A 26328-nucleotide genomic window follows, 5' to 3' on the forward strand; every position below is an offset into this window, starting at 1 on the left:
CTCAGGCGACCTCGGGCGGCAGTTGGAGCTCGATGCCGAAGTCGACCATGATCTTCTTCATCAGGCCGATGTCCTTCGGGCCCGGCGGCATGTCAGCGAGCGTCTGGTAGTAGGCCTCCAGGCCGGCGGGCGAGACGACGGAGATGACGCGCGACTCCTCCTGGTAGGGGTTGCGGAAGGCGTGGACCACATCGCGCGGCAGGTAGAGGTAGTCGCCGTGTTCGAGGACGAAGTCCTCGCCGCCGAGGTGCACGTCGAGCCGTCCTGCCAGGCAGATGAAGGACTCGTCCTCCCGGGTGTGCAGATGCGGCGGCGGCCCGTCGGTCTTGGGCGGGACCGTGTACTCGAACAGCGAATACGCGTCGCGCGTCGCCGCACCGTCCGCCTTGAGGGTGATGCCCAGCCCGATCGCCGCGATCTGGTGTCCTGCGCGGGAGGGCAGCATGTAGCCACCGCCTAGAGTCACCGTCGTCTCCTTCCGGTCGCCACCGCGGCCGGGCCGGCCGCGGCGCTGGTCCGCTGCGCTCAGCGTCGGTTCGGCGCGGTCGTAGCGCAATCAGACGTCCCACCCGGTGGGACGATTTCACCGCCGGGCGCTGTAGGCGCGCGAGGCAGCGGCGGCGGCGAGCCGTACGGCGGGCCCGGCCCGGTCGGCGCGGACCAGGGCCGTGGGCCCGGTGACGGACAGGGCCGCGGCGACCTCGCCGGACGGGCCGAAGATCGGCGCGGCGACGCAGCTCACGCCGATGTTGCCCTCCTCGCGCTCGACCGCCCAGCCCCTGGCCGGCACGGCGGTCAGCTCGCGGATCACGGCTTCCTTGCTGGTCAGCGTGCGCGGGGTGCGCGCCGGCAGTCCGGCGTCGAGTACGGCGTCGATGGTCGCGGTCTCGCTGTAGGCGAGGATGGCCCGGCCCAGCGCCGAGCAGTACGCCGGGATGATTCCGCCGACCTGGGAGAGCATCGGCATGGGGCGGTGGCCGGTGATCTTCTCGACGACCAGGATCTGCGCGCCCTCCAGGACGCCGAGCTGCACGGTGGTCCTGGTCGCGCTGTGCAGGTCCTGCAGATAGGGCAGCACGGCCTCGCGCAGTTCGAGCCGGATCGGCGCCAGGCTCGCGATCTCGAACAGCCGGTTGCCGATCCGGTAGTGGCCCTTGGGTTTGTCCAGCCAGCCGAGCCGGATCATGCGCTCGGCGGTGCGGTGCGTGGTCGAGCGGGGCAGTCCGCAGCGGGCGACGAGTGCGGAGAGGGTCAGTTCGCGGTGGGCCGCGTCGAAGGCGCCGAGGATCGCCGCCGCGCGTTCGAGACCCCTGGTCTCGCCCGTGCCGTCCCGCGCAGTGGGACCCGTCCCTTGTTCACCGGGGGTCATGCCGGTCACGCTAAGGCTGCCCCGACCGACGGACAACCCGGCCGCCGTACAAGGGGGGCGCGCGGCCGCGGCTGTCGCTCCCTCCGGCCCTCTGCCGACGGACAGCGGGCGGACTCAGGAGGATGCCAGCATCATGCGGACAGCATTGGTCGGCGGCGGCGCGAGCGGGATCGGCCACGCGATAGCGGAGCGCCTGGCGGGTGCGGGCGACCGGGTGGTGATCACCGGCCGCCACGCCGACACCCTCGAAACGGCGGCCGCACGGCTCGGCGGCGACACCCTGGGGGACGGCGCGCCGCGCGAAGTGCACGCCCTGGTCAGCGACATGGCAGACCCTGCCTCAGCTTCGGCGGCGATGGAAGAGGTCGAGCAGCGCTACGGCGGCCTCGACGTCCTCGTGCTCAGCGCGGGCGGTCCTCCCCCCGGCGGAATCCTCGACCTGGACGACACCCACTGGCGGGAGGCGTCCGAACTGCTCCTGCTCGGCCCGCTCCGCCTGGCGCGGCTGGCGCTGCCCGGCATGGCGAAGCGGGGCTTCGGACGCGTGGTGTTCGTGACGTCCACCGCGGTACGCCAGCCGCAGCCGGACCTGGCCGCGTCCGTGGTGCTGCGCTCCGCGGTGACGGCCGCGGCCAAGTTGCTCTCCCGCGAGTACGCGGCCCACGGCGTGACCGTCAACTGCGTTGCCCCGGGCGCCACTTCGACCGAGCGGCGCACACAGATCCTGGCCAACCGGGCCCACGCCGCACACCTCGACCTCGACGAGATCGACGCGCGGGATCTCGCGCACATCCCGGCCGGACGCGCCGCGCGCCCGGCGGAGATCGCGGCGGCCGTGGCGTTCCTGGCCTCGGACGACGCGGCATACATCAACGGGACCGTACTCACGGTCGACGGCGGACGGACGGAGACGATCTGATGACGGCATCGGGACCCCGCTTCACCATGGCCGACTTCCTCGGCTCGATCCAGGGCACGGTGCGGCCCGGCGAGGCGAGGCCGGTCGTCGTGCACGCCGACGAGCTCGCGCCGCTCCCGGCCGACCAGGTGCACAACCCGACGGTGCTGGCGATCGCCGGACTGCTGCCGACGGCCACCTTCGAACTCTTCCGCCAGACGATCCCGGCGGGCCTCAGCTCGGACATGCAGCGCCACCACCACGAGACGGTGCACTTCGTCATCAGCGGCAGCGGCCACAGCGAGATCGAGGACGACACCGAACCCTGGGCCACCGGCGACTTCATCTACACCCCGCCCTGGACCTGGCACCGCCACTACAACGACTCACCGACCGAGCCGGTCGAGTTCCTCACCATCGAGAACTCCCGTCTGCTGAACCTGCTGGGCGTCGGACGGCGGCAGAGCGCGGGCCTGGTCACGGTCGCCGAGGCCCGCGCACGCTTCAAGGAGGAGCACGCATGAGCCCGTTGCCCGCCCACATCGGCATCTGGGGCGAACTCTCCGACGTACCGCACGAGTTGAGCTTCGTCGACGTCGCCGGCGTCCGCACCCGGGTGCTGCGCGCGGGGTCCGGCCCCGACCTGGTCCTGCTGCACGGCACCGGTGGCCATCTGGAGGCGTACGCCCGGGACATCGCAGGGCTTGCCGCCGACTTCCGTGTCACCGCCTACGACATGGTCGGCCACGGCTGGTCCGACCTGCCGGACCGGCCGTACACGATCGACGTACTGTCCGCCCATCTCCTGGGCCTGATGGACGAGTTGGGGATCGGCTCGGCGCATCTGTCCGGTGAGTCGCTCGGCGGCTGGGTGACCGCCTGGACGGCGGCGTACCACCCCGAGCGCGTCGAGCGGCTCGTGCTCAACACCCCCGGGAACATCGCCAACAAGCCGGAGGTGATGGTCCGGATGCGCGACAGCACCCTGGCCGCCGTCCGGGACCCGAGCGACGAAACCGTGCGCCGCCGCGTCGAGTTCCTCTTCCACGACACCTCCATGGTCACCGACGAGTTGGTGAATCTACGACGCGCTGTCTACGGCCGCCCCGGCTTCCTGCGCGCGATCGAGAACACGCTGGTGCTCCAAGACCCCGAGATCCGCAAGGAGTTCGCGTGGGATCCGGAGTGGGTCGGCCGGATCACCGCGCCCACCCTCCTCCTGTGGACCGACCACGACCCGACCGGCGGACTCGACGAAGCGGCCATGCTCCAGAGCTGGCTGCCCGACGCCCGCCTGCACGTCATCGAGGACGCCGGCCACTGGCCGCAGTGGGAGAAGCCCGCCCAATTCCTGCGCGCCCACCGCGACTTCCTCCTGCTCGGCAAGGACCCGGTATGAGCGAGATCATCGGCCTGGTCGCCATGTCCCACTCCCCGTTCGCGACCCTGCTGCCGCCCGGCGGCCCCGAACAGCCCGGCGGCCGGTTCCTCGCCGAGGCGGCCCGGCTCTCCCGGACGGTCGCGCGGCTCGCGCCCGACGCGGTCGTGGTGATCGGCCCCGACCACTTCCACGCGAACTTCTACGACGCGATGCCGCCGTTCCTCATCGGCGTCGAACACGCCGTGGGATTCGGCGACTTCGGCAGCCGGCCGGGCCCACTGCCCGTCGCCCGCGACCTGGCCTGGTCCGCCTACGACGGCCTCACCCGCGCGGGCTTCGACCTGTCGCTGTCGTACTCGCTGACCGTCGACCACGGACTCGTCCAGAGCTACGAGATGGTCTGCGGCGGCACCGACATCCCGATGGTCCCGCTCGTCGTCAACACCGCCGCGCCCCCGCTGCCCACGATGGAACGCTGCATCGCCTACGGCCGCGCGCTCGGCGACGCCCTGCGCGGCAGCGGGGGCGCCGACCGGGTGCTGGTCGTTGCGAGCGGCGGGCTGTCGCACTGGCTACCCAGCAACGACCCGCGCGACCCGGCGATGGCCGAGGAGCGCCGGCACTCGGTGATCCACGGCCGCGAGGACGCCCGCGCGTTCGCGGCGGCGCGCGAGCCACGGGTCCGGGCGATGGGCGGCGACCCGCACGCGCACGTCAACAGCGCGTGGGACCGCTGGTTCCTCAAACAGCTGGGCACCGGGGAGTCCGAGCCGGTCGCGGCCCTCGGCGACGCCGGCCTTGAGGAGCAGGCGGGCAGCGGCGGCCACGAGATCCGCACCTGGCTGATCGGGCAGGCGGCGGTCCGGGCGCCCCTGGTGTGGACCGCGTACGAGCCCGTACCGGAATGGATCACCGGCATGGGCATCGGAGCGACGTTCGAGGTTAACTGACCTGCCAGGGACGGCTGTTGTCCTGCCCGAACACCGCTTGAATCCCGCTCGAACGGAAGGAATCCGTGTGACCGCGTTCCTCGACCACCTCCAGAAGGCGATCTCGGCCCACGACATCGAGGCACTCGTCGCCTGCTTCACGGAGGACTACCGCTGTGACATGCCGACCCACCCGGCACGCGGTTTCGTGGGCCGGGACGTCGTCCGCGCGAACTGGACCGGTCTCTTCGCCCGGGTGCCGGACATCGAGGCGCGCGTCCTGAGGTCCGTCGAGGACGGCGAGGTCGTATGGAGCGAGTGGGAGATGACCGGGACGGCCGTCGACGGCACGCCCTTCCTGGTGCGGGGCGTGGTCGTCGCACGCACCGTCGGCGACCTCGCCGCGCAGGCGGACTTCTACCTGGAGCCGGTCGCGTAGGGCCGGACAGCGGTCATCGCCGCCTCGGTGAGCGCTCGGGTCCGGTAGGTGCGATCCCGGGTCGCCCCAGGCTCCCGGCGCTCTGCGGAGGCGCGCTATATTCGGCCGTCGCGCGGTGCTGAACAGCACCTCAGCACTCTTCCGACCAGGGGCGGGGCACCATGTGGCAATCACTGTTCCGCCGACCGGCGAGACCACTTCATCCACCTGTTCGCGGTAAGTGCGGTGCGGGTCGGCATGTGCTGCGCAGCGAGCGGTTGCTGCTCTACACCCCGCTCATCGGTCTGGATGTCCTTGCCCCCGCAGCGGCTGCTTCCGATGCCGAGGCACAACGGTGGCTGGGGTCCAGGGCCGATGAGTTGGTGCAGCACGAGGACACGCGAGAGATCCTGTTGTCCATGCGCGCGGATGACGACCTGTCATGGTTCGAGACCCGCGACCGCTTGACGATGATGAGGAAGCTCGAGAACCCCTCCGACGGCATCGTTCGGCTGACGGCCGTCCACCTGGCGGACGGCACATACGCGGGCGCGACGAACGTGAGGCTGGAATCCGGCGAGATCGGCGGCTGGCTGGCCCCGGGCTACCGCCGGCAGGGACTGGGCGTCGAACTGTTCCGCGCTGCCGTCCAGCTCGGCCACCGGCATCTCGGACTCAAGGTCGTACGAGCAGGCGCCGAACCCACGAACTCCGCCTCTCGAGGAGCACTCACGACAGTCGGCTTCACCCCCGCGACAGGACCGGCACGCTTCACCCTGGGCGACGGACGCGAAGTCGACACATGCTGGTACCAGCATGTGCAGGACCGAACCTCACATTGTGGTGTCGGCGCGGCGCACGGTTCATGATCCCTGCGGCACGTGGGTGGCATGAGTCACGCGCAGCGTGGCCACCGGCAAGCTCAACGAGTTCGGCCGGCGTCCCGCCCCTACGCGGCGGATGAACGGGCGCCCACCGAGGTCCGGGGCGCGCTCCAGCTGGCGAGGAGTGCCAGGGTCTGGGCGGAGGAGGAGCCGGGCTCGGCGGTGTAGAGGCACATGGTCTGGTCCGGGTCGTTCGAGAAACTCAGTGCTTCGTGGTGCAGGGTCAGCTCACCGACCACGGAGTGGTGGAACAGCTGGGTTCCGTGACCGCAGTCGTCCAGTTGGTGGCTCGCCCACCAGGCCCTGGACTCCGGCACCTTGGCGCCGATCTCGCCGATGAGGTCGTTGAGGCGAGTGTCGTCGGGGTGGCGTCCCGATGACATGCGGAGGTTGGCCACGATGGTCCGTGCCATGGCCTCCCAGTCGGCGTACAGCTTCCGCGCGTCCGGGGAGAGGAGAACGAAGCGCGCGAAGTTGCGCTCTCGGGCCGGCAGCGCGTCGAAATCCGTGATGAGCGCCCGGACCAGGTGGTTCGAGGCCAGGACGTCGAGCCGGTGGTTGACGATGAAGGCCGGGGCGACGGCCCCGAGCGCCTCCAGCATCTGGTGCGCTTCCGGCCGTACCCGCTCGACTCGTGCCCGGTCCCGCGAAGGCTGTGCGCCGCGCGGGCGGGCGAGGTGGAAGAGGTGTTCGCGTTCGACCGGGCCCAGCCGCAGGGCGCGAGCCACACCGGCCAGCACGCTCTCGGAGACGTTGGGATGCCGTCCCTGTTCCAGGCGGGTGTAGTAGTCGGTGCTCACGCCGGCCAACCGGGCCACCTCCTCGCGGCGCAGACCCGGCACCCGGCGGGCCCGGCCGCCCGCCTCCACTCCGACCGCCTCGGGGGTCAGGCGTGCCCGGCGGAAACGGAGGAACTCCCCCAGCTCGGTGTTCTGGTCCATACACCCATTCTGTGCCCGACACGGGGTGGCGCCGAAGCCGAGGGTGGCCCAGCTGGACCTACGTTCCGCCGGACCTACGTTCCGTTGGGCCAGCGCCGAAGCCCTGGCGCCGCCTCGGCGATGCCAGTCTCGACAAGGACAGGCCCGGTCGCACCGTCCCGCAGGTCACAGCCAGAGACTGCCGCTTTGCGCGCGGCACGGCGACCCCGCACCAGTGCGTCACGGCACGGCGCTGCGCCGATGTGCTGGGGCGGCCGGGCAGTCACACGGCAGAACCGTCTGCCTTCTTCGCCATGACGAGAGACCGGAGCATCCCATGACCACCCCTACACCCAAGATCGTCCTGGTCACCGGAGCCAGCAGTGGCATCGGTGAGGCCACCGCGAGGGCTCTCGCCGCCGCCGGTCACCATGTCGTGCTCGGCGCCCGCCGGGTCGACCGCCTGGCCGCCATCGCCGACGGCATCAAGGCCGCCGGCGGCTCGGCCGACCACACCGAACTGGACGTGACGAGCGCGGACAGCGTGCGGGCGTTCGTGAACAACGCGCACGAACGGCACGGGCGGATCGACGTCCTGGTCAACAACGCCGGTGTCATGCCTCTGTCGCCGCTGGCCATGGGGCGGACCGACGACTGGGACCTGATGATCGACGTCAACGTGCGCGGTGTCCTGCACGGCATCGCGGCGGCCCTGCCGCTGATGAAGGCCCAGGGCTCCGGGCACTTCGTCACCATCTCCTCCACCCTGGGGCACGAGGTGGCGCCCACCACCGCCGTGTACAGCGCGACGAAGTACGCGGTGCGGGCCATCTCCGAGGGTGTCCGCAAGGAGAACAGCGACATCCGGGTCACCGTCGTCAGTCCGGCTTTCGTGGAGTCGGAGCTGATCCAGGGCGGCGACCCCGGCACCATGGCGTGGGTCCAGGGCATGGCGGACAAGCTCGCGCTTCCCGCGACCGCCGTCTCCGACGCGATCGTGTACGCCGTGAACCAGCCCGAGCAGGTCGACGTCGGCGAGCTGGTGATCCGCTCGGTTCTCGACGCCGCGATCTGACCGTCCCCCGGACACGCGGACGACGGCGGCCGCCCTTCTCCTTCCTCAGGATCAGTTCCGGGCCCCGGATCGGGTCGGTCCGGGAGGGACGAGGGGCGGTCCCGCAGACGCGGGTCGAAGAGGGCGAGCGGAACCTCGCGCCGCCGGCCGAGCGAGCGGCGCCACTCCGGCGCGGTCGGCTCCGAGCAGCGGGAGGGATCCGTCCGGTCGCCGGATGCTGCCGATCATCACCTTGGTTGTGGAGCGCGCCTTCTCCCACCCTCTGACCATGGAACTCACAGTGCCCGCCTGCACCGGGTCCATGCTTCTGCCCGCGCCGATGAAGCCCGTTGTCATGCCGAAGCGTTTCACCCCTTCCGTCACAGGAATCTCCCGATCGAATCGCGACTTATTTCGATCAGTTACGACCGTTTTCGTTGAGAGGGTTTGGCCCCACGTGCGGGCCGTGCAGGATGGGACCGTGTTAGGCAACCTCCCCGTCATGACGACCAGCTTTGTCGGCCGTGAGAGCGAACTCGCCGCGGTCAAAACAGCGTTGACCAGGTATCGAACAGTCACCCTCACCGGCGGCGGCGGTGTCGGGAAGAGTCGTCTGGCGCTACGCGCCGCGGAGGAGGTCCGCGAGCGGTACGCCGACGGCGTGTGGTGGGTCGACCTGTCGAACCTCTACGACGACCGCCTCTTCACCGCCACGGTCTGCGATGCCGTGGACCTCCTGGACCACAACCCGCGTGCCCCCGTCGAGGCGCTGTGCGAGTGGCTGACCGGCCGGGACGTCCTGCTCGTCTTCGACTGCTGCGAGCGCGTGCTGTCCTCCTGCCATCTCCTGATCAGCGAACTCCTCGCCGCCGCACCGAAGTTGACGGTCCTCACCACCAGCAGACAGCCCCTCGAGGTCAAGGGTGAACACCGCATCGAGGTGTCCCCGCTCTCCACCGACGACGGCGACACGGGCACCGGCACGGCGGACGCCGTACGCCTGTTCCGCGAGCGCTGCGCCACAGCCGCGCCGGACGTGCCCCTGGACGCCCCCGGCTCGGCCGAGGTCATCTCCGACATCTGCCACCGCCTGGAGGGGATCCCGCTCGCCGTCGAACTCGCCTGCGCGCGCCTGCGGGACACCAGCCTCACGGAGATCGCCGAGCGCCTCGCCTCACGGCTCGACACGCTCGTGGACGAGACGGTGTGGCCCCGGCGCCACCGCGCGCTGCGCACGGCGATCGGCTGGAGCCACGAACTGTGCTCCCCCCTCGAACGCCTGCTGTGGGCACGGCTGTCCGTCTTCCGCGGCCCTCTCGAAGCGGCCGACGCCGAGTCCGTCTGCGCGGGCGGCCCGCTCGAAGCCGACGACATCCCGCCCCTCCTCGACCGGCTGGTGGACCAGTCCGTCCTCCAGCAGACGGGCACCCGCTACCGCATGCTCGACACGCTGTGCGAGTACGGCGCCATGTGGCTTGCGGAGCTGGGCGAGGAGGACGTCCTCGTCCGGCGCCACGCCGCGCACTTCGCGACCGTATTGTCCGAGTCCGAGGCCGGCTGGCTCAGCGACCGGCAGGTCTCCTGGTACGCGCGGATCTCGGCGAGCCACAGCGACGTACGCGCCGCGCTCGACCACCTCATCGAGGCCGATCCCGACGCGGCCGTCGAGATGGCCGGCCGCACGGGTCTGTTCTGGCCCTGCTGCGGACACCTCCACGAGTCCCGCGACTACCTCGAACGCGCCCTCGCCCTCGACACCCCGAAGGGCCCGTCGCACACCCGCGCCCTCTGGGCCCTCGGCATCACGCTCACCCTCCAGGGCGACCACCGCAGCGCCCTCCGCATCGGGGAGGAGTGCGCCGCCGCCGCACACGCCGACGGCACCCCGCAGTCCGAACTCTTCGCCGCCCACACCCTCGGCCTCACCCACCTCATGGCCGGCCGCCCCCAGGACGCGTACGACGTGTGCGACCACGCCCTGATCGCCCACGGCACCTCGCCGCCCTCGGGTGCGCCGCAGCTGTGCTGCATGGTGATCCGCGTCTTCGCCCACTCCGCGCTGGGCCGGCTGTCCGAGGCCTACGAAGCGGCCATAGCGCTGCGCCGCCTCAGCGTCCGGTACGGCGAGCACTGGGCCCGGTCGTACGCGTTCCACCAACTCGCGTTCATAGACCTCCTCCAGGGGCGCGCGAACGACGCCGAGCGACACGCCCGGGCGATGCTCGCCTGCAAGCACAACCTCAACGACAACCTCGGCATCGCCCTCGCCCTCGACCTCCTCACCGGAGCGAACGCGGTCCAGGGCAACGGCATCGCGGCCGCGCGCACCTCCGGGACCGGAAACACGTTCTGGCGGATGCTCGGCCATCCGAACCACGGCACCCCGGAGCTCTCCGAGGTCCGCGACGAATGGGAGCTGCAGGCCCGCAAGGCGGTCGGTGACGACGCCTACGAGAAGGCCTTCCGCAACGCCCTGAACCACGACGCCGAATACAGCCTCGCCCTCGTGATGCACGGCCCGCTCCCTTCCTGACCGTCGATCTCACGGTCGGGAAGGGCGGACGTCCGCGTCGTCGGCGCGGGCGAGGGAATGCGCCCTGAGCACCCGCTTGTTTGAGTCGGGCGATGCGGGGAACGCGAGATGCGCCAGGTGGTCCGGAGCGCCGTAGCGCACGAAAAAGGTGAAATAGGCCTCCCGGATCTGAGCCTGGCGCCTGCGCTGTTGCGCCGAACGAGTGGATCCCCTGGGCCACTGCGGAGACGGCGTTCCGGTCCCGACCTGCCGCACTGTGCGTCCGGACACAGGGCGGTTGCGGAACAGAGGGCTGGTTGCGGGGCGGGTGGGGAGTGCGGGATGGTTGCCTGACGGCAACGTTTCTTCGAATGGAAGAAGGTGAGGGATTCGCCCAGCGAGTCCTCGACTTTTGGCTCTGACCCAAGCCCAGACCGACGCGACACCGTACGGCTCTCTGTGGGACCACGCTCCCTACCCGGCCCTCGTGGTCGACGCGGAGGGCACGGTCGTCCTGCGTAACGCCGCCGCGGGTGCGCTGCTGCCCGCGGCCCGGCCAGGGGCGCGGTTCGCGGAGGTGACTCCCGCCTGGCTGTCGGCGGCGCACCCCGCGGTGCGGCTGCCCGGCCCACGGGCGGGTCAGACGGCGGGCGCACCGGTCTCGGGCCTGATCGACGGCTGCGTCTTCGAGGCGCATCCGAGCCTGCGGAGCGACGGCACGGTGGTGTGGTGGCTGGCCGACGACACCGATCACCAGCTGGCGCGGGAAGCCCTGCGCACTGAGCGGGAGCGGACGTCGTTCCTGGCGACCGCGTCCAGCACCCTGCTGTCCTCACTGAATCTCGGCCGCTGCATGGACGCGACCGCGCAGCTGGCCGCCGAGCATCTCGCCGACGCTGCGCTGGTCATCTCGCCGATGCGCGGGCAGCGGCTGCCGATGGTCACCTGCGTGCGCGGTGAAAGCCCGGTCTCCTCGGACGCGCCCGCGGCCCCGGACGACGTGCCGGGTCTCGCGGAGGCGCTGCGCGGCTTCCCGCCCGTACCCTCCCGCTGGATCGACCCCTCCACCGCCCCGGACTGGATGGTGCCCGCGGGCTTCGGTCCGGTCGGTTCGATAGTGATCACTCCCCTGCCCGGTCACGGTGTCGCGGCCGGCGCGCTCGTCCTGCTGCGCCGTTCGGACACCGCGCTGTTCACCGAGGGCGAGGAGGTCTTCGCACGGCTGTTCGCGGCTCGCGCGGGTGCCGCGATGTCGGCCGCCCGGCTGTACGCGGAGCAGTCGTCGATCACCGAGGTGCTGATGCGGGAGCTGCTTCCCCCGTCGCTGCACCAGGTCTCGGGGGTGGACTTCGCCGGCGGCTACCGGCCGTCCGCGGACCACGAACGGGTCGGCGGGGACTTCTACGACGTGCACCCGGCCGCGGTCGAGGGCGAGGCATCGCTGGTCACGCTCGGGGATGTGTGCGGCAAGGGCCTGGAGGCGGCCGTCCTCACCGGGAAGATCCGCAACACCCTGCACGCGCTGCTTCCCATGGCCGACGACCACCAGCGGATGATCAGCCTGCTGAACACGGCGCTGCTCAACTCCCACACCACCCGTTTCGCGACCCTGGTCCTGGCCTCCGCGGTGCGCAAGGGCAGCACGGTGAGCCTGCGGCTGACCAGCGCCGGCCATCCGAGCCCGTTGATCCTCCGCTCGGACGGCACGGTCGAGGAGGCCGACACACGCGGCACTTTGGTCGGCGCGATCCCCGACGCCGTCGCCCGCACCACGGGCCTCACGCTCGCGCCCGGGGAGTCCTGCGTCCTGTACACCGACGGTGTCACCGAAGCGAAGGGCGGCCCGCTGGGCAACACGCAGTACGGCGAGGAGCGCCTCCAGCGTGCCCTGTCGGAGTGCGTGGGCATGCCCTCCGAGAGCATCGTGGAACGGATCCAGATGCTCGCCTCCCAATGGGTCGGCACGGGACATCACGACGACATGGCCGTCGTGGTGATCTCCGCGCCCCGGACGCATCACCTCAGTGCGGTGAACGGCCGTACTCGGGGCAGGTTCACTGCATGAGTACCGGTACCGAGCAACGCCTTCCCGGCGGTCTCCCGGCCGAGCCGCCCACCGATGAGCTGTGGGAAGCCGTCCTGGCGGCCGACGAGTACACGGCCACGTCCGTGGTGCTGCGCGCGCTCGATGACGGCGTGCCCCCCGAGGACGTCCTGCTGGGCATGATCGCTCCGGTGCAGCGCAGAGTCGGCCAGGAGTGGGCCGCCAACCGCATCAACGTGGCCCAGGAACACGCCGCGACGGCCATCAACGAGAGGGCCGTCGCGGCCCTTTCGTTGCACCCGGCCGCCCTTACCACTCCCACGCGCGGCGGGATCACGGTGGCCTGCGTCGACGGCGAGTGGCACGCGCTGCCCGCCCGGCTACTGGCAGAGGTCCTGAAGCTGCGCGGCTGGCACGTGAACTACCTCGGCGCCCAGGTGCCCGCCCCGCACCTCATCACCCATCTGCACCGCACCGATGCCGACGCGGTGGCGCTCTCCAGCTCGATCGCGACCCTGCTGCCCACCGCGCACGCCGCGATCACCGCCTGCCAGGCCGTCGGCGTGCCCGTGCTCGTCGGCGGCGCGGCCTTCGGACCCGACGGGCGCTACGCCCGTCTGCTCGGTGCCGACGCCTGGGCGCCCGACGCCGGCGCCGCGGCCGACCGGCTCGCCGAGGGTCAGCTGTGCCGCCCGCACCCCGACCACCAGCAGATCGACGACCTGCCGCATCTGGCCGACCAGGAATACACGGTGGTCGCCCGCAGCAGCACGTCCCTGGTGCGCACCGCCCTCGCGGGCCTGGAGGACGCGTTCCCGGCCATGCGCGCCTACGACGGCCCGCAGCGGGAGCGCACGGCGGAGGACCTCGCCCACATCGTGGAGTTCCTCGCCACCGCCCTGTACGTCGACGACGACGACCTCTTCACCGGGTTCATCACCTGGACCGCGCAGATCCTCACCGCCCGCGGTGTGCCCGCGCGCAGCCTGCCGCCGACGCTGGACATCCTCGCTCGCGAGCTCAAGGACTTCCCGCGGGCCACCCGCATCCTCCGACACGGCGCCACCGCGCTCGATACCGTCCACCGCATCACCGCCAGGAATCACGCATGACCACGACGCCCCCCGCCCACCTGCGCCTGACCACGGTCGACACCGAGACCACGGTCCGCATCGAACTGCACGGCGATCTCGACTACGACAACGCCGACCGCCTCATGACCACGGTGAGCGGGAAGCTCGCCGCGCACCCCCGCCTGCACGATCTGCACCTGCACTGCGGCGGGCTCGACGTCGTCGACTCCCTGGGTCTGTCCGTCCTGCTGATGATCCGCCGCAGGACCAGTGAAGCCGGCGTCCGCCTGCACCTGGACGCCCGCAGCGCGAAACTGGAACGGCTCCTGACCGTCACGGGTACGCTGGAGCACCTGACGGCGCCACCCCACGGCGCCGCGGACTCCGCCCGCTGTACCGCGAAGACCTCCCTGCCGGGCAGAGGGACGTCGGCTCGCCCCACCGGACCGGACAGCACCACCTGACGGCATGACCCCTCCGGGCATGCACCAGTGCCAGAGACACGGACGGGGATGCCCATGCCACCACCAGACCTCGTCCCGGGCACGCTCTCCCACGACGCCGCCCGGTCCGCCGGTGGCGTGGTCGAGCTGCTCGACGTGCTGTGGGAGCGCGCGAGGGAGTCCTCGCCCGCCCCGGCGTCCGCCTCGCAACTGCGCCTGATGTACGTCGTCGACCGTGCCGGCGCGATCCGCATGCGGGCCCTGTGCGGGCGGCTCGCCACCGCGCCTCCCTCCGTCACCCGCATGTGCGACCGCCTGCAGGCCATCGGCTTCCTGGAACGGCTCCCGTGCCCCGACAGCGGGCGCGAGGTCACCCTCCGGCTGACGCCGGCGGGGCAGGCCCACATGCGCCGCATACGCGAGGAGCGCGAGGACATGCTCCACCAGGCGATCAACGGCATGTCCCACGCCGATCGCCGTGCGTTGGCCAAGGGACTCGCCGGCCTCCACGCCCAGCTCACCACGACCGCCGACGGGCACAGCGGTTCCGGCGGTGTCTCCGCGGCCTGACCCGTCCACCGCCGGGGGACGAGGCCGAGAACACGGTACTTCGGTGCATCCGGCAGCGTGTCGCCGTGCGAAGTGGCAGTGCGGGCCGGTGACATCCGGACCGACGGTGCACGACCCGGACGAGGTACCCGCACGTGGAGGCGTGGCCGAGGCGGCGGCGCGACCGAGAGGGGCGGGATCCGCCGATCCGCCCCGGCCGGCGTCGCCGTAACGGGCACGGCCCGGCCGTTGCGGTCATGATCGGACGACGGGGCACCGGCTGCGGACCAAGCGCGTGGAGGCACCATCGTGAACACGGACGACCAGCGGAACACGCCGCACACCGCGGAGGCGGGCGGTGGCCACGATTCCGAGGGGCTGCACTGCCTGGTCACCGGGGCGTCCGGCTACATCGGCGGTCGCCTGGTGCCCGAGCTGTTGGAGGCCGGCCACAGTGTCCGCTGTCTGGCCCGGTCGCCCGACAAACTCCGTGACCACCCCTGGGCATCCGCCGTCGAGTCGGTCCGCGGGGACGTCACCGACCCCGACTCGGTCGCCGAGGCCCTGCGCGGCATCGACGTCGCCTACTACCTGGTGCACTCCCTCGGGTCCGGCTCCGGGTTCGAGGAGACGGACCGGCGGGCCGCACGGGTCTTCGCCGAGCAGGCCCAGGCCGCCGGTGTGCGGCGGATCGTCTACCTCGGCGGGCTCACCCCGCGAGGCGTGCCCGAGAACACCCTTTCCCCGCACCTGCGTTCGCGCACCGAGGTCGGTCGCGTCTTCCTGGACGCACCAGTGCCCGCCACCGTGCTGCGGGCCGGCGTCGTCATCGGCTCGGGGTCCGCCTCGTTCGAGATGCTGCGCTACCTCACCGAGCGGCTGCCGGTGATGGTCACCCCGAGCTGGGTCCACACGCGCACCCAGCCCATCGGGGTGCGGGACGTACTGCGCTATCTGGTCGGCTCCGCCACGATGCCGGAGGACGTGAACCGGACGTTCGACATCGGCGGCCCGGACGTCGTCACCTACCGCGAGATGATGTGCCAATACGCCGTCGTCGCGGGCCTGCCCCGACGGCTCATCGTGCCGGTCCCGGTGCTGACCCCGAGGCTGTCCAGTCACTGGGTCGGTCTGGTCACCCCCGTGCCCGCCTCCATCGCCCGGCCGCTCACGGAGTCGCTGCGCCACGAGGTGGTGTGCCACGAGCACGACATCGCCCGGTACGTGCCCGACGCGCCGGGCCGCCCGCTGCCGTTCGAGGAGGCGCTCTCCCTGGCGCTGCGCAGGGTGCGGGAGGCGCAGGTCGTCACCCGCTGGTCGTCCGCCGCCGTGCCGGGGGCACCCAGTGATCCGCTGCCCACCGACCCGGACTGGGCGGGCGGCAGCCTCTACGAGGACGAACGGGAGCGGTCGGTCGATGCGTCGACGCGGGCGCTGTGGAGGGTGATCGAGGGGATCGGCGGCGACAACGGCTGGTACTCGTTCCCGCTCGCCTGGGCCGTCCGGGGCTGGATGGACCGCTTCGTCGGCGGTGTCGGCCTGCGTCGCGGACGGCGCGACGCCGAGCACCTGAGGGTCGGCGACTCGCTGGACTTCTGGCGGGTCGAGGCGATCACGCCCGGCGAACTGCTGCGGCTGCGGGCCGAGATGCGGCTGCCCGGCCTCGCCTGGCTTGAGATGTACGCGGAGACGGGGGACGACGGCCGCACACGGTACCGCCAGCGCGCCCTGTTCCACCCGCGCGGGCTGCTGGGCCACGTCTACTGGTGGTCCGTCTCCCCCTTCCACTCGGTCGTCTTCGGCGGCATGGCCCGCAACATCACCCGGGCCGCGGCCCAGGGCACCGTCGGACGGAGGCGCACGTCCCTGCGCGGCCGCCTCCGACACCTGCGCGGTGCACCGGAATCCCAGGCCTAGCGCACTTCGTTCCGGGCCGGGCCCCGGCACTCAGCCGAGCGGGGACGTGAGGTACTCCTGAACCCGCCCGAGCGGCCAGACCTCGCCGATCTTGTGCCTGATGTCGAAGAGGTTCGCGGCATGGACGTCGGGATCGCGGTCGCCCACGGCCTCTTCGACCACGACCGGTACGAATCCGTGCTGCATGGCGTCCAGTGCGGTGGCGCGGACGCAGCCGCTGGTCGAGAGTCCGCCGATCAGCAGGGTGTCGATGCCGCTGGCGGTGAGGTGGGCGGCCTGGGCGGTGTCGTGGAAGGCGCTCGGGGACTGCTTCGTCACGGTCAGCTCGTCCGGCGCCGGGGCGAGACCGTCGATGAACGCGCTGAAGGGGCTGTCCTCCGCGAACGCCCGTACGGCGGGCACCTTGCGCAGGAAGAGGCCGCCGTCGCTGCCGTCGGCGCGCAGCAGCACCCGTGTGACGATCACCGGGATCCCGGCCCGGCGTGCGTCGGCCAGCAGGAGCCGCATCGCGTCGGCCGCCTGTTCGACACCGGCGTAGAGCGGGCAGTCGGGGTCCACGTAGGCACGGGCCGGGTCCACCAGGAGGAGTGCCGGGGAGGTGCCCGGGGTGAGGTGGCCGTCGAAGCCGGCGCGCTCGTAGTCCTCCTGCGGGGAACGGGAACCGGTCATGGCGACGCCTTTCGTGAAGTGGCGGGCTCCGGGCGGCCGTTCGCGGCGGAACGGGCATCCGCGGTGTCGGCGGTACGGTCCGTCCGCAGCGATGTCGGCAGCGCCAGGCAGACCGCTCCCCCGATCACGGTGATGCCCGTGAGGACGAACCCCGTGACGCGGATGTTGGCGACGAAGCGGTGCAGTTCACCGGACGCGAGGACGTTGAGGGTGTTCAGTGTGCCGTCGTAGGCGGCTTGGCGGGCCGGTTCGCTGAGGCCCGTCGTCGTGAAGGCGAGGGCGAGGGCCGTGCTGAGGAGGTAGCCGACGTTCTGGGTGGTGGAGCGCAGGCCGTTGGCCATGCCGCGTCGGTCGGCCGGGGCGCTCAGCATCAGCGCGCTCGTGCTGGGCGTCATGAAGAGTCCGGTGCCTGCCCCGACGAGGAAGAGGAAGGGGGCCACCGTCCAGAAGGGGACCGCTGTCGTCGAGAGCGTCAGGGAGAAGCCCAGCAGACCGCACGCCGTCGTCGCCATGCCTGTCGTGGTCAGCGCTCGCGGGGTGAAGCGGTCGAAGAGGGAACCGGCGGCGGCCGAGGTGATGAGCGTGCCGGCCGCGACCGGTGTCACCAGCACTCCCGCCTCCAGGGACGAGGCCCCGCCCACCGCCTGTTCGTGCAACGACGCCAGCAGTACGACGGCGTAGCTGCCGACCGCGTTGGCGAGTACGGCCGCGAGCACGAGGGCGATCGCCCGGGTGCGCAGCAGCGCGACGTCGACCAACGGGTGTGCGCGCCGCGCCTGGACGACGGCGAACGCCGTGAAGAGTGCCACGGTCGCTCCGCCGCAGGCCCACGGCAGCCAGTCGGCGACGGCGCCCGTGACCCCGGGTGTCAGGGTGAGGACCAGGGCGGTCAGCATCGCCGTGGACAGCAGCGCGCCCGGCAGGTCGAACGGTTCCCGCATCCCGGCGTCGCGCTTCCGGTTCGCCGGAACGGCCAGCACCGAGGCGCCGATCGCGATCAGCCCTATCGGCACACACACGATGAACAGGCCGCGCCAGCCGAGGAGTTGGGTCGCCGCGCCGCCCACGACCGGTCCTGCGACCTGGGCGGTCGCCGCCACCGTGACGTTCCAGCCGAGGGCCCGCCCCAGTGTCCGTGCGGGGAACACGTCGGTCAGGAGAGCCGTGTTGTTGGTGATCACGGCGGCGGCGCCGACGGCCTGCACGATCCGTGCCGCGATCAGGAGACCGGCGGACGGGGAGAGCGCCGCGAGCCCGGTCCCGGTGGTGAAGACGACGAGCCCGGCGAGGTACAGGCTGCGGCGGCCCACGATGTCGGCGAGCCTGCCGAAGACGAGGATCAGCGCGGTGGTGACCAGCATGTAGCCGAGCAGGATCCAGTCGGCCTGCCCGGGGTCGGCCCCCAACTCCCGTGTGATCGTGGGCAGGGCGACGGCGAGCCCGCTCATGTTCAGGAACACCGCGACCACACCGACGGCGGTGGCGGAGAACACCCGCCACGGTCCGCGCACGGCACGCCCGCTCATCGGCGCCCCGCGTCAGGACCGCCGAGCACCGCCGCGCCGACCCGCACCCGCGCCCCCTCCCGACCCGCCGTCACCGCGGCAGCGAACGCGACTTCATCAGCGGCTGGATCCGCGTGCCGAAGTTCTCCAGCCCCACGAGGAAGTCGTCGAAGACGAGCATGACCCCCTTGGTGCCCTCGACCTCGGCGACCTCGTCCAGCATCTTCGCGACGGTCTCGTAGGAGCCGACGAGTGTGCCCATGTTCAGGTTGACCGCACCTTCGGGCAGCACGATGGTGCGGGCGGTGGAGGTGTCGTCGGCGGTGGTGTCGCTGGCGGATTCGCCGGTCATGTACGCCAGCGCGGCGAGGTCGGCGTTGTCGTGGTAGTCCTGCCAGGTCGCCCGGGCAGCCTCGTCGGTCTCGTCCGCGATGACCATGAAGAGGGAGAGCGCGCCGACGTCACGACCGGTCCCGGCCGCCGCGTCGACGAGCGTGGCGGTGGTGTCGGACAGGGCGAGGGGGGTGTTGACGCCGCTGCCCAGGATGAAGTTGTACTCGGCGTGTTCGGCGGCGAACCGAATGCCGGTGTTGCTCTGTCCTGCGGCGACGATGTCGATGTGCCCGTCCGCCGGGCGCGGTGAGAGGACGCAGTCGTCCATCTCGTAGAAGTCGCCCTTGAAGTTGCTGACGCCCTCGCTCCACAGCTCCTTCATCACGGTGACGTACTCGGCGGCGCGGGCGTAGCGGTTGCCGAAGTGGGCGTCGCCGGGCCAGAGGCCCATCTGGGAGTACTCGCCGGGGGCCCAGCCGGTGACGATGTTGATGCCGAAGCGGCCGGGGGCGATCGAGTCGATGGTCGAGGCCATGCGCGCGACGATCGCCGGGGGCAGGACGAGGATCGGGGTGGAGGCGTAGAGCTTGATCCGTTCCGTGACGGCGGCCAGGCCTGCCATCAGCGTGAAGGACTCCAGGTTGTGGTCCCAGAACTCGGTCTCGCCGCCGAAGCCCTTGAGTTTGATCATCGACAGGGCGAAGTCGAGCCCGTGCTCCTCGGCCTTCTGGACGATCGCCTTGTTCAGCTCGAAGCTCGGCAGGTACTGGGGTGAACTCTTCGATATCAGCCAGCCGTTGTTGCCGATGGGGATGAAGACGCCGATGTCCATGCAGCTCCTCGTGGACGAGTGGGGTGGTGCCGGGAGGGGGGAACCTGACGGGGTGACGACGCGGGGACATGATCAAGGGGTTCCATACCCTGATCACGGCGTCCCGTTCCTCCGGATGCCGAGTATTGTCACCGGAGGGAACACAGGTGGACCTCCGACACAACTCGCGCTGGAATGCTCGCTGTTGAGAGCCGTGTGCGGTGATCGGGGACGAAGGTGTGAGTCCTGCGGAGCACGGCGTCTTCTGAGGCGGGAACGGTAAAATTCACGGTATGAACGCGCGTCTGGCACTGCTCGCCGCCGTCGACCCCGGTGTCACCGAGAGCGAGGTCTTCCGGCTGGCGCTCCAGCACACGGTTGCCGAGTTGGGTGCCCTGGGCGGTGCGATTCATCTGCGCGGTCCGATGTCCGCGCTGCGGCTGGTGTCGTCGACCGGTCTGCCGCCCGCGCTCACCCGCCCGTGGGAGATCATCGACCAGGAGGGTCCTACGGCCCCGGCCCGCGCCCTGCACCAGGGCAGCGGCGTGTGGGTGCCGGTGCGGTCGTCGTCCGCGGGCCAGGTCCCGGCCTGGCCCGGCACCGGTCTTGCCGCGGTGCCGGTGTCCGGCGGGGACCGCAGCATCGGCACCATCACGGTTCTCATGGGCGACCAGGGCGAGCCCACCCCGGAGCAGTGGAAGTTCCTGCTGGACCTGGCGGACTGGACCGAGGAGCGCATGCGGCAGGCACCGCCGCCCTCGCGCCCCTTCCACCCGGAGCTGAGCGGCAACCGTGACCGGCTCCGGCAGGCGCTGAAGGAGGTCAGTGTCGGCTCGTGGGACTGGGACATCCGCGGCGGCGAGCTGATCTGGGACGAGGCGGCCCTGGAGCTCTACGGCACCAGACCCGAGGACTACACCGCCCGGGTCGAGAACTGGATGGCGTGCGTCCACCCCGACGACCTGGCGCCGACGCTGGACGCGGTGGACCGCGCGATCCGCGAGCACGGCGTGTTCGAGGCGGAGTACCGGGTACGGCGCTTGGACGGCATGTACGGCTGGACGCAGGCCCGCGCCAGGGCGACCTACGACGAGCACGGCAAACCCCTCCGGATGATCGGCGTGGGCTGGGAGAGCGACGAGTCCCGGACCGCTCGCGACGCGCTGAGCCGCGCCCTGCGCCACATGAGCGACGGTTTCCTCGCGGTGGACGACGAGTGGCGGATCACCTTCGCCAACCTGGAGGCGGAGCGCACGCTCGGCCTCTCCGAGGAGGAGCTGTTCGGGCGCCTGCTGTGGGAGCTGCCCTCGGCTCGTGACGTCCCCGGCCTGGAGGACCGCTGCCGGAAGGCCGCCGCCGAGGAGAAGCCCGTCGGTTTCGACGCGCGGGTGGGCGACACCGGCCGCCGCTACCACCTGCGGGTCGTCCCGGGCCCCGACGGCGTCACCCTCTACATCACCGACGTCACCGAGAAGCGCCGGCACGAGGAGGAACGTCGGGCCTCCGAGCGCTCCGCCGCCCAACGTGCCGCCCGTATCGCGGAGTTGACGGCGGCTCTCGCCAAGGCGACGACCTCGCAGGACGTGGTGGCCGCAGTCGCCCGCCGGGTGCTGCCGCCGTTCGCCGCCACCGGACTCCTGGTGCAGGCCATCGAGGGCGACCGGCTGTACAACGTGGGGGCGGACGGCTACCCGGACGACTTCCTGGCCGCCGTCGACGGCCGCCCCCGGGTGCCCGGCGACCCGTCCTGGGACGTCGTCGAGTCCGGTCTGCCGATGTTCCTCTCCTCGGTCGAGGAGTACGGGGCCCGCTACCCCGACCTGATCGGCAGACCGGCGCGGGCCGGCAAGCAGGCGTGGGCGTTCCTGCCGCTGACGGCGTCCGGGAAGACCTTCGGCGTCTGCGTCGTCGCGTTCGACCGCGCCCGGCGCCTCACCGACGAGGAACGCACGCTGCTCACCACGATCAGCGCCCTCGTCGCCCAGGCCCTGGAGCGGGCCCGGCTCTACGACGCCGAGCACACCCGGTCCCGCGAGCTCCAGCGCAGCCTGCTCCCCCGCGCCCTGCCCGAGGTGCCGGCGTGCACCGCGGCGGCCCGTTATCTGCCCGCGGGCCAGGGCATGGACGTGGGCGGCGACTGGTACGACGTCATTCCGCTCTCCGGCGGTCAAGTGGCCCTGGTGGTGGGCGATGTCATGGGCCACGGCCTCCCGGAGGCGGCGACGATGGGCCGTCTGCGCACCGCGCTGCACACCCTCGCCGACCTGGAGCTGCCGCCCGACGAGATCATGAGCCACCTGAACGACCTCGTCGCCGGGATGGGCGAGGAGTCGTACGTGACCTGTCTGTACGCGCTCTACGACTCGACGACCCAGATCTGTTCCATCGCCGGGGCCGGTCATCCGCCACCGGCTGTGGTGCACCCGGACGGCACCGTGCACTTCCCCGAGCTGTCGGCCGATCCGCCGCTCGGTGCGGGTGAACCGCCGTTCGAGACGGTCGAGTTGAAGGTGCCGGAGGGCAGTCTGCTGGTGCTGTACACCGACGGTCTCGTCGAGTCGTCGAAGCGCGAGATGGACGAGGGCATGGCCGACCTGGCCCGCCTCCTGCGTACGTCGTACCGCACCGAGTCCGGTGGGGAGGCCGACCTGGAGGAGCTCTGCGACACCCTCACGGAGGGGCTGCTGCCCGCCGAGCACCCGACGGCCGACGACGCCGCCCTCCTCGTGGCCCGGCTGCACGCCCTGACCGGCGACAGGATCGCCTCCTGGCCGCTGCCCGAGGACCCGCGCGCGGCCGGCCAGGCCCGCCGCCACGTCCGTGAACAGCTGCGCACCTGGGGCCTGGAGGACCTGACACCGACCACGGAACTCCTCGCGAGCGAGCTGGTCGGCAACGTCGTACGCCACGCGAAGGGCCCGGTCAGCCTACGGCTCCTGCACGGCGCCGAACTGATCTGCGAGGTCTTCGACGGCAGCCTGACGATGCCCCGCATCCGGCGCGCCACGGACACCGACGAAGGCGGCCGCGGGCTCCAACTCGTCACCGCCCTCACCCAGCGCTGGGGCACCCGCTACACACCGACCGGCAAGTGCATCTGGACGGAGCAGTCGCTCAACATCTCCGGAGCCCGGCCCGAACTCCCCGACGAGGCACTGGAGTTGATGTTCCCGGACGCGGCGGACTTCACCGGCGACCTCGACTCCCTGCCGTTCGGCGACGACGACTGAACCGTCCGGGGACAAGCACCCGCATACTCCAGAGCGGCCGCTACGGTCGACACGCCTCCAGTGCCGAGAGGAACCCCTCGGCCAGCCGTGTGACGGGTTCCGCCCCCAAGGCCCGTGCCACGGCACGGAGTTGGGCCTCGGGGAACGTGTCGGCGTACGCCTCGCACCCGTCGCTCGCATAGGCGCGCGCCAGCGCCGGGCCGAGTGCCTCCGCGTGGGCCTCGGCACAGGCCAACGCGTTCGCGTCGCTGCTCAACCACGCGTACTCGTGACCGTAGGCGTCGGCGTCGGTCGCGGAGAAGCCGTTGGCGAGCGCGTAGTCACGGGCGCCGGTGTGGGCTTCGGCATACGCGCCCGTCCGGTCGTAGGCGGCGTCGTAGAGGTGCACGAGCACCGGGGTGAGTGCCGTCCGCCAGGCGCACCGGTCCGCCGTCCCGCCCTGTGCCGCGTCGCGGTGCAGGGCGCCGAGCGCCGCGAACACAGGGTCCTCCCCCAGGAGCGGCAGGACCGTGTCCGCGTGCCAGACGTGGACGGCGCGCAGCGTGCCCGTGTCCGGTCCCGCGCCGAGCAGGGTGTGCAGACGAGCCGCCCAGGCGTCCCGGGCGTCCGTCGGCAGCTCCTCGTGGAGGGCGGTGGCGAGCCGCCCCGGCCAGGCCGGGGGCGCCGGGGCGGGAGTGTGTCGTGCGGCGAGGAAGTCCTCGGGGACGGCGGTCATGGGCACGGTCGCTTCCGTCGGGGAACCGGGTCAGGCGTGCAGGCGACTGCCGTCGACCGCGATGCGGCGGCCCTCCCGGGTGTGCGGGAAGTAGTCCCAGACGGCGTGGTGTTGGACGCTGCGGTTGTCCCAGAGGACGAGGGTGCGCTCCTGCCAGCGGACCCGGCAGTGCAGCAGCGGGGTGCGCGCGATGTGCGCGTACAGCATGTCGAGGAGCGCGTCGCTCTCGGGGCGGGACAGCTGGGTGATGTGCGAGGTGTAGGGGGCGTTGACGAACAGCAGCTTGCGGTCGGTCTCGGGGTGGCGCACGACGACGGGCTGTTCGGTGCGCGGCACCTCGTACTCGGGCGGCGGGGTCTGTCCCGCGGCGGTCCACGGCAGGGCGCCGTCGTGGAGAGCGGTGAGGGTGCCGAGGAAGCTCTGCATCGCCGGGGAGAGCAGTTCGTAGGCGAGGTGCATGTTGGCGAAGACGGTGTCGCCGCCGCTGCCGCCCTCGGGGATGGTGGTGATGTAGAGCAGTGAGCCGAGGGAGGGTTCGGCGTCGGCGGTGCCGTCGGAGTGCCAGCCGTTGCCGGCCACGGCCTTGGACTCCTTGGTCGCCTTGATCTCCAGGATGTACGGGTCGGACCCCTCCGGGGCGAGGGCCACGGGATGCAGTTCGCCGAAGACGCCCGCGAACCGCTTGTGTTCCTCGGGGGTGATGTCCTGGTCGCGGAAGACGAGGACGTGGTGGGTCTGGAACGCGTGCTTGAGTTCCTTCTCCTGCTGGGGCGTCAGCTCCTGGGACAGGTCGAGGCCGGTGACCTCCGCGCCGAGCACCGGGGTGATCGGGGCGACGGACAGGGTCTCGTAGGGCTCGGCGGGGCGGGTGGTGAGCCGCTCGACGGCCTTGAGCGCGTACTCCTCCATGAGGGACCTCCATGGTGTGTCGGGGTGGGTGGCGGGGTGAGCGTGCGGGTTGTCTACAGGCCTCGGTCGAGGAGTTCGGACAGGACGAGGCGGCCGAAGGCGAGGTTGCCGTGGATCGTGTCGTCCGCCTTGCAGAAGGCGGGGCGTTGCAGACCGTCGGCGTCGGCGACGCGGGAGCGGAGGTCGATCAACTCGACTCCTCGCGCGGTGAGTTCGTCTACGACGATGTCCTGCGCGGCGAAGAAGACGTCCGGGTCGGACGTGCCGGGGACGCGCTGGGGCGGCAGGGGTGCCAGGACTCGTAGGCCGAGGGCGACGGCGTGGTCGTAGAAGGCGAGCGCGCCCCGGACGGTCGCCCTGACCAGGTCGGCGAAGAGGTGGCTGTCGAGGAAGGTGTCCGGGACGGTGCCGTGGCGGTCGCGGTAGAAATCCCAGTTCTGGCGGGTGGCCACCGTGTGGGCGCTCAGCCCGAAGGTGCACACGAGGGGGATCGACAGTGCGGCGAGTCCGCGCACGTCGAGGGTGTCGAGGAACTCGCGGTACAGCCGCTGCGACTCCTCCCGCCGAAAGGTGCCGTCCGTGTCGAAGAAGGGGCCCAGGAAGTCGCGCCCCGAGCCCAACGGGCCGCCCACGAAGGGGAGTTCGGCGGCTCGGGCGGCCTGTCCGACGCAGCCTGCGTGGGAGTCACCCAGCAGAAGGAAGCGGGCGGGGGTTGTAGTAGTCGAGCACGGCGTCGTCACACCAGTGGTCCTCTCCGCCGGCGACGGGCGTGGTGGGTCGGGGTCCGGGCTCGGGTCGCGTCCGGGCGGACCGGCCCTGGAGGGCCTCGAAGAAGTGCCGCATCACGAAGGCCACGCCGTCGGGGGTGACCGTGCGGAGGTTGGGTTCGTAGAAGGCCGCCCGGTACGGGAAGCCGGTGATGATCTCGTACGACGGGAAGTAGTCGACGTCGTCCGACTCGTCCGCCAACTGCCCCGCAGCCGCCCGCAGTACGGACTTGGAGTGGGTGGTGGCGACGAGCGCGTGGCGGCCGGTGGCCGTGGCTGTCAGCGGCACCGGGGAGACCGTCAGGACCATGCGCAGCCGGGAGTTGATGCCACGGGCGAGAGCGAGCACGTCCGTCAGATCGCGGTGCACCTGCGCCACCGTGTGGTTGCGCAGCACATGCCGGGCGGGGTCGAAGGTGCCGCGTACGGTGCCGGGGCACATGGGCAGCACCGTGCCGGTCACGGTGTCGTGCCAGGCCTCGGTGAGGCCGAGGGTGAAGACGAGGACGTCGGCCGTGGTGAGGGCGGCGCGGACGGCGGCGAGGGTGAGGTCGCGGGCGCGCAGCAGGTCCTCGGGCGAGGCATGGCCGTCAGGTTCGAGGGTCGGCCGGTACGGATCGTAGAACGCCCCGTCCTCCGCCCAGCTCTCCTCGGGCGGCTTCTCCTCGTCCAGCGCCCACGCCACCCACTGGCGCAGCGCGGCGGCGGTGTAGATGTTCCCGGTCCGGAAGGAGAAACGACGGTACCCGCGTGCCGCCTGCTCGGCGCGGGTGAGCCCCGGCGGCGGCGGTTCGGCGTCGTACCAGTGCATGCCCTCCTCCAGCAGCGCCCGCCCGATGTGCGCGGCGAAGCACGAACCGGCGGTGACGACAGGGGCGTCCTGCCCGATCGCGAACTTCGGCGTCCACAGCTCGCCGATGTCCGTCGCGTCGGGCTCGGCGACCGCCGTACGCCAGAAGGACCGCGCGGGCTGACGGGTGTAGGGGTGCTCCACGGTG

The 26328-nt window shown here is 71.5% G+C and carries 24 protein-coding genes; 14 read left to right on the top strand and 10 right to left on the bottom strand.

Annotated elements, in window-relative coordinates:
* Position 1: 1 nt before the first annotated feature.
* Together OHT77_RS02365 and OHT77_RS02370 are read right to left on the bottom strand one after the other, a co-directional pair.
* Complete coding sequence (locus tag OHT77_RS02365) at positions 2 to 466, bottom strand: cupin domain-containing protein (protein WP_328826236.1); 465 nt, start codon at positions 464 to 466, stop codon at positions 2 to 4.
* Between the two features lie 117 nt (positions 467 to 583).
* Entirely contained in the window at positions 584 to 1369 is a 786-nt protein-coding gene (locus OHT77_RS02370; protein WP_328826237.1) for an IclR family transcriptional regulator, read from the bottom strand.
* A 133-nt stretch (positions 1370 to 1502) separates the two neighbouring features.
* On the opposite strand from OHT77_RS02370, the gene OHT77_RS02375 reads away from it, so the two are divergent.
* The 6 genes from OHT77_RS02375 (at position 1503) to OHT77_RS02400 (ending at position 5864) form a co-directional block, all read left to right on the top strand.
* Positions 1503 to 2288 (top strand): SDR family oxidoreductase, encoded by a 786-nt coding sequence (locus tag OHT77_RS02375; protein WP_328826238.1) that lies wholly within the window; start codon positions 1503 to 1505, stop codon positions 2286 to 2288.
* Positions 2288 to 2791 carry a cupin domain-containing protein gene (locus tag OHT77_RS02380; protein ID WP_328826239.1) on the top strand — a complete coding sequence of 168 codons (504 nt, stop codon included), beginning with the start codon at positions 2288 to 2290 and terminating at the stop codon, positions 2789 to 2791. The genes OHT77_RS02375 and OHT77_RS02380 overlap by 1 nt, the downstream gene beginning before the upstream one ends.
* Positions 2788 to 3666 (top strand): alpha/beta fold hydrolase, encoded by an 879-nt coding sequence (locus tag OHT77_RS02385; protein ID WP_328826240.1) that lies wholly within the window; start codon positions 2788 to 2790, stop codon positions 3664 to 3666. Before OHT77_RS02380 ends, OHT77_RS02385 begins: the two co-directional genes overlap by 4 nt.
* The gene (locus OHT77_RS02390) at positions 3663 to 4598 is read left to right on the top strand and encodes a 2,3-dihydroxyphenylpropionate 1,2-dioxygenase (RefSeq protein WP_328826241.1); all 936 of its coding nucleotides are present in this window, start codon (positions 3663 to 3665) and stop codon (positions 4596 to 4598) included. The genes OHT77_RS02385 and OHT77_RS02390 overlap by 4 nt, the downstream gene beginning before the upstream one ends.
* A gap of 67 nt (positions 4599 to 4665) precedes the next feature.
* Positions 4666 to 5016, top strand: coding sequence for a nuclear transport factor 2 family protein (locus OHT77_RS02395; protein ID WP_328826242.1), 351 nt, complete (start codon positions 4666 to 4668; stop codon positions 5014 to 5016).
* Positions 5017 to 5255: 239 nt separating this feature from the next.
* Entirely contained in the window at positions 5256 to 5864 is a 609-nt protein-coding gene (locus tag OHT77_RS02400; protein ID WP_328826243.1) for a GNAT family N-acetyltransferase, read from the top strand.
* An 80-nt stretch (positions 5865 to 5944) separates the two neighbouring features.
* Here OHT77_RS02400 and OHT77_RS02405 read toward each other — a convergent pair whose 3' ends face one another.
* Positions 5945 to 6820 carry a helix-turn-helix transcriptional regulator gene (locus OHT77_RS02405; protein WP_328826244.1) on the bottom strand — a complete coding sequence of 292 codons (876 nt, stop codon included), beginning with the start codon at positions 6818 to 6820 and terminating at the stop codon, positions 5945 to 5947.
* A gap of 316 nt (positions 6821 to 7136) precedes the next feature.
* Between OHT77_RS02405 and OHT77_RS02410 the strand changes: the two genes are divergently transcribed.
* The 7 genes from OHT77_RS02410 (at position 7137) to OHT77_RS02440 (ending at position 16391) form a co-directional block, all read left to right on the top strand.
* Positions 7137 to 7874 (top strand): SDR family oxidoreductase, encoded by a 738-nt coding sequence (locus OHT77_RS02410; RefSeq protein ID WP_328826245.1) that lies wholly within the window; start codon positions 7137 to 7139, stop codon positions 7872 to 7874.
* A 481-nt stretch (positions 7875 to 8355) separates the two neighbouring features.
* On the top strand, positions 8356 to 10386 hold the full coding sequence (locus tag OHT77_RS02415; protein ID WP_328826246.1) for an ATP-binding protein: 2031 nt from the start codon (positions 8356 to 8358) through the stop codon (positions 10384 to 10386).
* 466 nt (positions 10387 to 10852) lie between these two features.
* Positions 10853 to 12430, top strand: a complete 1578-nt coding sequence (locus OHT77_RS02420; protein ID WP_328834126.1) for a PP2C family protein-serine/threonine phosphatase — start codon at positions 10853 to 10855, stop codon at positions 12428 to 12430.
* Positions 12427 to 13521 carry a cobalamin B12-binding domain-containing protein gene (locus tag OHT77_RS02425; protein ID WP_328826247.1) on the top strand — a complete coding sequence of 365 codons (1095 nt, stop codon included), beginning with the start codon at positions 12427 to 12429 and terminating at the stop codon, positions 13519 to 13521. Before OHT77_RS02420 ends, OHT77_RS02425 begins: the two co-directional genes overlap by 4 nt.
* Entirely contained in the window at positions 13518 to 13946 is a 429-nt protein-coding gene (locus OHT77_RS02430; RefSeq protein WP_328826248.1) for an STAS domain-containing protein, read from the top strand. The genes OHT77_RS02425 and OHT77_RS02430 overlap by 4 nt, the downstream gene beginning before the upstream one ends.
* A 54-nt stretch (positions 13947 to 14000) precedes the next feature.
* On the top strand, positions 14001 to 14495 hold the full coding sequence (locus tag OHT77_RS02435; protein WP_328826249.1) for a MarR family winged helix-turn-helix transcriptional regulator: 495 nt from the start codon (positions 14001 to 14003) through the stop codon (positions 14493 to 14495).
* A 357-nt stretch (positions 14496 to 14852) separates the two neighbouring features.
* Positions 14853 to 16391: an SDR family oxidoreductase gene (locus OHT77_RS02440; RefSeq protein ID WP_328834127.1), complete on the top strand. Its 1539-nt coding sequence runs from the start codon at positions 14853 to 14855 to the stop codon at positions 16389 to 16391.
* Between the two features lie 30 nt (positions 16392 to 16421).
* Here the strand turns inward: OHT77_RS02440 and OHT77_RS02445 are convergent, their stop codons facing one another.
* The 3 genes from OHT77_RS02445 to rutA form a co-directional block, all read right to left on the bottom strand.
* Entirely contained in the window at positions 16422 to 17060 is a 639-nt protein-coding gene (locus OHT77_RS02445; RefSeq protein WP_328826250.1) for an isochorismatase family protein, read from the bottom strand.
* Positions 17057 to 18586 (bottom strand): MFS transporter, encoded by a 1530-nt coding sequence (locus OHT77_RS02450; protein ID WP_328826252.1) that lies wholly within the window; start codon positions 18584 to 18586, stop codon positions 17057 to 17059. Before OHT77_RS02450 ends, OHT77_RS02445 begins: the two co-directional genes overlap by 4 nt.
* A gap of 70 nt (positions 18587 to 18656) precedes the next feature.
* A complete protein-coding gene (gene rutA, locus OHT77_RS02455; protein ID WP_328826253.1) occupies positions 18657 to 19730 on the bottom strand; it encodes a pyrimidine utilization protein A in 1074 nt (357 codons plus the stop codon).
* Positions 19731 to 20002: 272 nt separating this feature from the next.
* Between rutA and OHT77_RS02460 the strand changes: the two genes are divergently transcribed.
* On the top strand, positions 20003 to 22939 hold the full coding sequence (locus tag OHT77_RS02460) for a SpoIIE family protein phosphatase (protein ID WP_328826254.1): 2937 nt from the start codon (positions 20003 to 20005) through the stop codon (positions 22937 to 22939).
* A gap of 40 nt (positions 22940 to 22979) precedes the next feature.
* Here OHT77_RS02460 and OHT77_RS02465 read toward each other — a convergent pair whose 3' ends face one another.
* From OHT77_RS02465 to OHT77_RS02480, 4 genes are read right to left on the bottom strand one after another with little or no spacing between them, the layout of a single operon-like run.
* The gene (locus OHT77_RS02465; RefSeq protein ID WP_328834128.1) at positions 22980 to 23654 is read right to left on the bottom strand and encodes a hypothetical protein; all 675 of its coding nucleotides are present in this window, start codon (positions 23652 to 23654) and stop codon (positions 22980 to 22982) included.
* A gap of 30 nt (positions 23655 to 23684) precedes the next feature.
* Positions 23685 to 24563, bottom strand: a complete 879-nt coding sequence (locus OHT77_RS02470; RefSeq protein ID WP_328826255.1) for a TauD/TfdA dioxygenase family protein — start codon at positions 24561 to 24563, stop codon at positions 23685 to 23687.
* Between the two features lie 53 nt (positions 24564 to 24616).
* Positions 24617 to 25195: a hypothetical protein gene (locus OHT77_RS02475; protein ID WP_328826256.1), complete on the bottom strand. Its 579-nt coding sequence runs from the start codon at positions 25193 to 25195 to the stop codon at positions 24617 to 24619.
* Between the two features lie 52 nt (positions 25196 to 25247).
* Complete coding sequence (locus OHT77_RS02480; protein ID WP_328826257.1) at positions 25248 to 26324, bottom strand: GSCFA domain-containing protein; 1077 nt, start codon at positions 26322 to 26324, stop codon at positions 25248 to 25250.
* Positions 26325 to 26328: the final 4 nt, after the last annotated feature.

It is taken from the genome of Streptomyces sp. NBC_00252 (genome assembly GCF_036187565.1).
In the GTDB taxonomy this organism is placed as follows: domain Bacteria; phylum Actinomycetota; class Actinomycetes; order Streptomycetales; family Streptomycetaceae; genus Streptomyces.

Coding starts and splice junctions, on each gene's coding strand:
- OHT77_RS02470 (WP_328826255.1), bottom strand. CDS start 24,563: ATGGAGGAGTACGCGCTCAAGGCCGTCGAGCGGCTCACCACCCGCCCC.
- OHT77_RS02370 (WP_328826237.1), bottom strand. CDS start 1,369: ATGACCCCCGGTGAACAAGGGACGGGTCCCACTGCGCGGGACGGCACG.
- OHT77_RS02375 (WP_328826238.1), top strand. CDS start 1,503: ATGCGGACAGCATTGGTCGGCGGCGGCGCGAGCGGGATCGGCCACGCG.
- OHT77_RS02435 (WP_328826249.1), top strand. CDS start 14,001: ATGCCACCACCAGACCTCGTCCCGGGCACGCTCTCCCACGACGCCGCC.
- OHT77_RS02390 (WP_328826241.1), top strand. CDS start 3,663: ATGAGCGAGATCATCGGCCTGGTCGCCATGTCCCACTCCCCGTTCGCG.
- OHT77_RS02430 (WP_328826248.1), top strand. CDS start 13,518: ATGACCACGACGCCCCCCGCCCACCTGCGCCTGACCACGGTCGACACC.
- OHT77_RS02450 (WP_328826252.1), bottom strand. CDS start 18,586: ATGAGCGGGCGTGCCGTGCGCGGACCGTGGCGGGTGTTCTCCGCCACC.
- OHT77_RS02460 (WP_328826254.1), top strand. CDS start 20,003: ATGAACGCGCGTCTGGCACTGCTCGCCGCCGTCGACCCCGGTGTCACC.
- OHT77_RS02410 (WP_328826245.1), top strand. CDS start 7,137: ATGACCACCCCTACACCCAAGATCGTCCTGGTCACCGGAGCCAGCAGT.
- OHT77_RS02385 (WP_328826240.1), top strand. CDS start 2,788: ATGAGCCCGTTGCCCGCCCACATCGGCATCTGGGGCGAACTCTCCGAC.
- OHT77_RS02405 (WP_328826244.1), bottom strand. CDS start 6,820: ATGGACCAGAACACCGAGCTGGGGGAGTTCCTCCGTTTCCGCCGGGCA.
- rutA (WP_328826253.1), bottom strand. CDS start 19,730: ATGGACATCGGCGTCTTCATCCCCATCGGCAACAACGGCTGGCTGATA.
- OHT77_RS02465 (WP_328834128.1), bottom strand. CDS start 23,654: ATGACCGCCGTCCCCGAGGACTTCCTCGCCGCACGACACACTCCCGCC.
- OHT77_RS02415 (WP_328826246.1), top strand. CDS start 8,356: ATGACGACCAGCTTTGTCGGCCGTGAGAGCGAACTCGCCGCGGTCAAA.
- OHT77_RS02380 (WP_328826239.1), top strand. CDS start 2,288: ATGACGGCATCGGGACCCCGCTTCACCATGGCCGACTTCCTCGGCTCG.
- OHT77_RS02425 (WP_328826247.1), top strand. CDS start 12,427: ATGAGTACCGGTACCGAGCAACGCCTTCCCGGCGGTCTCCCGGCCGAG.
- OHT77_RS02445 (WP_328826250.1), bottom strand. CDS start 17,060: ATGACCGGTTCCCGTTCCCCGCAGGAGGACTACGAGCGCGCCGGCTTC.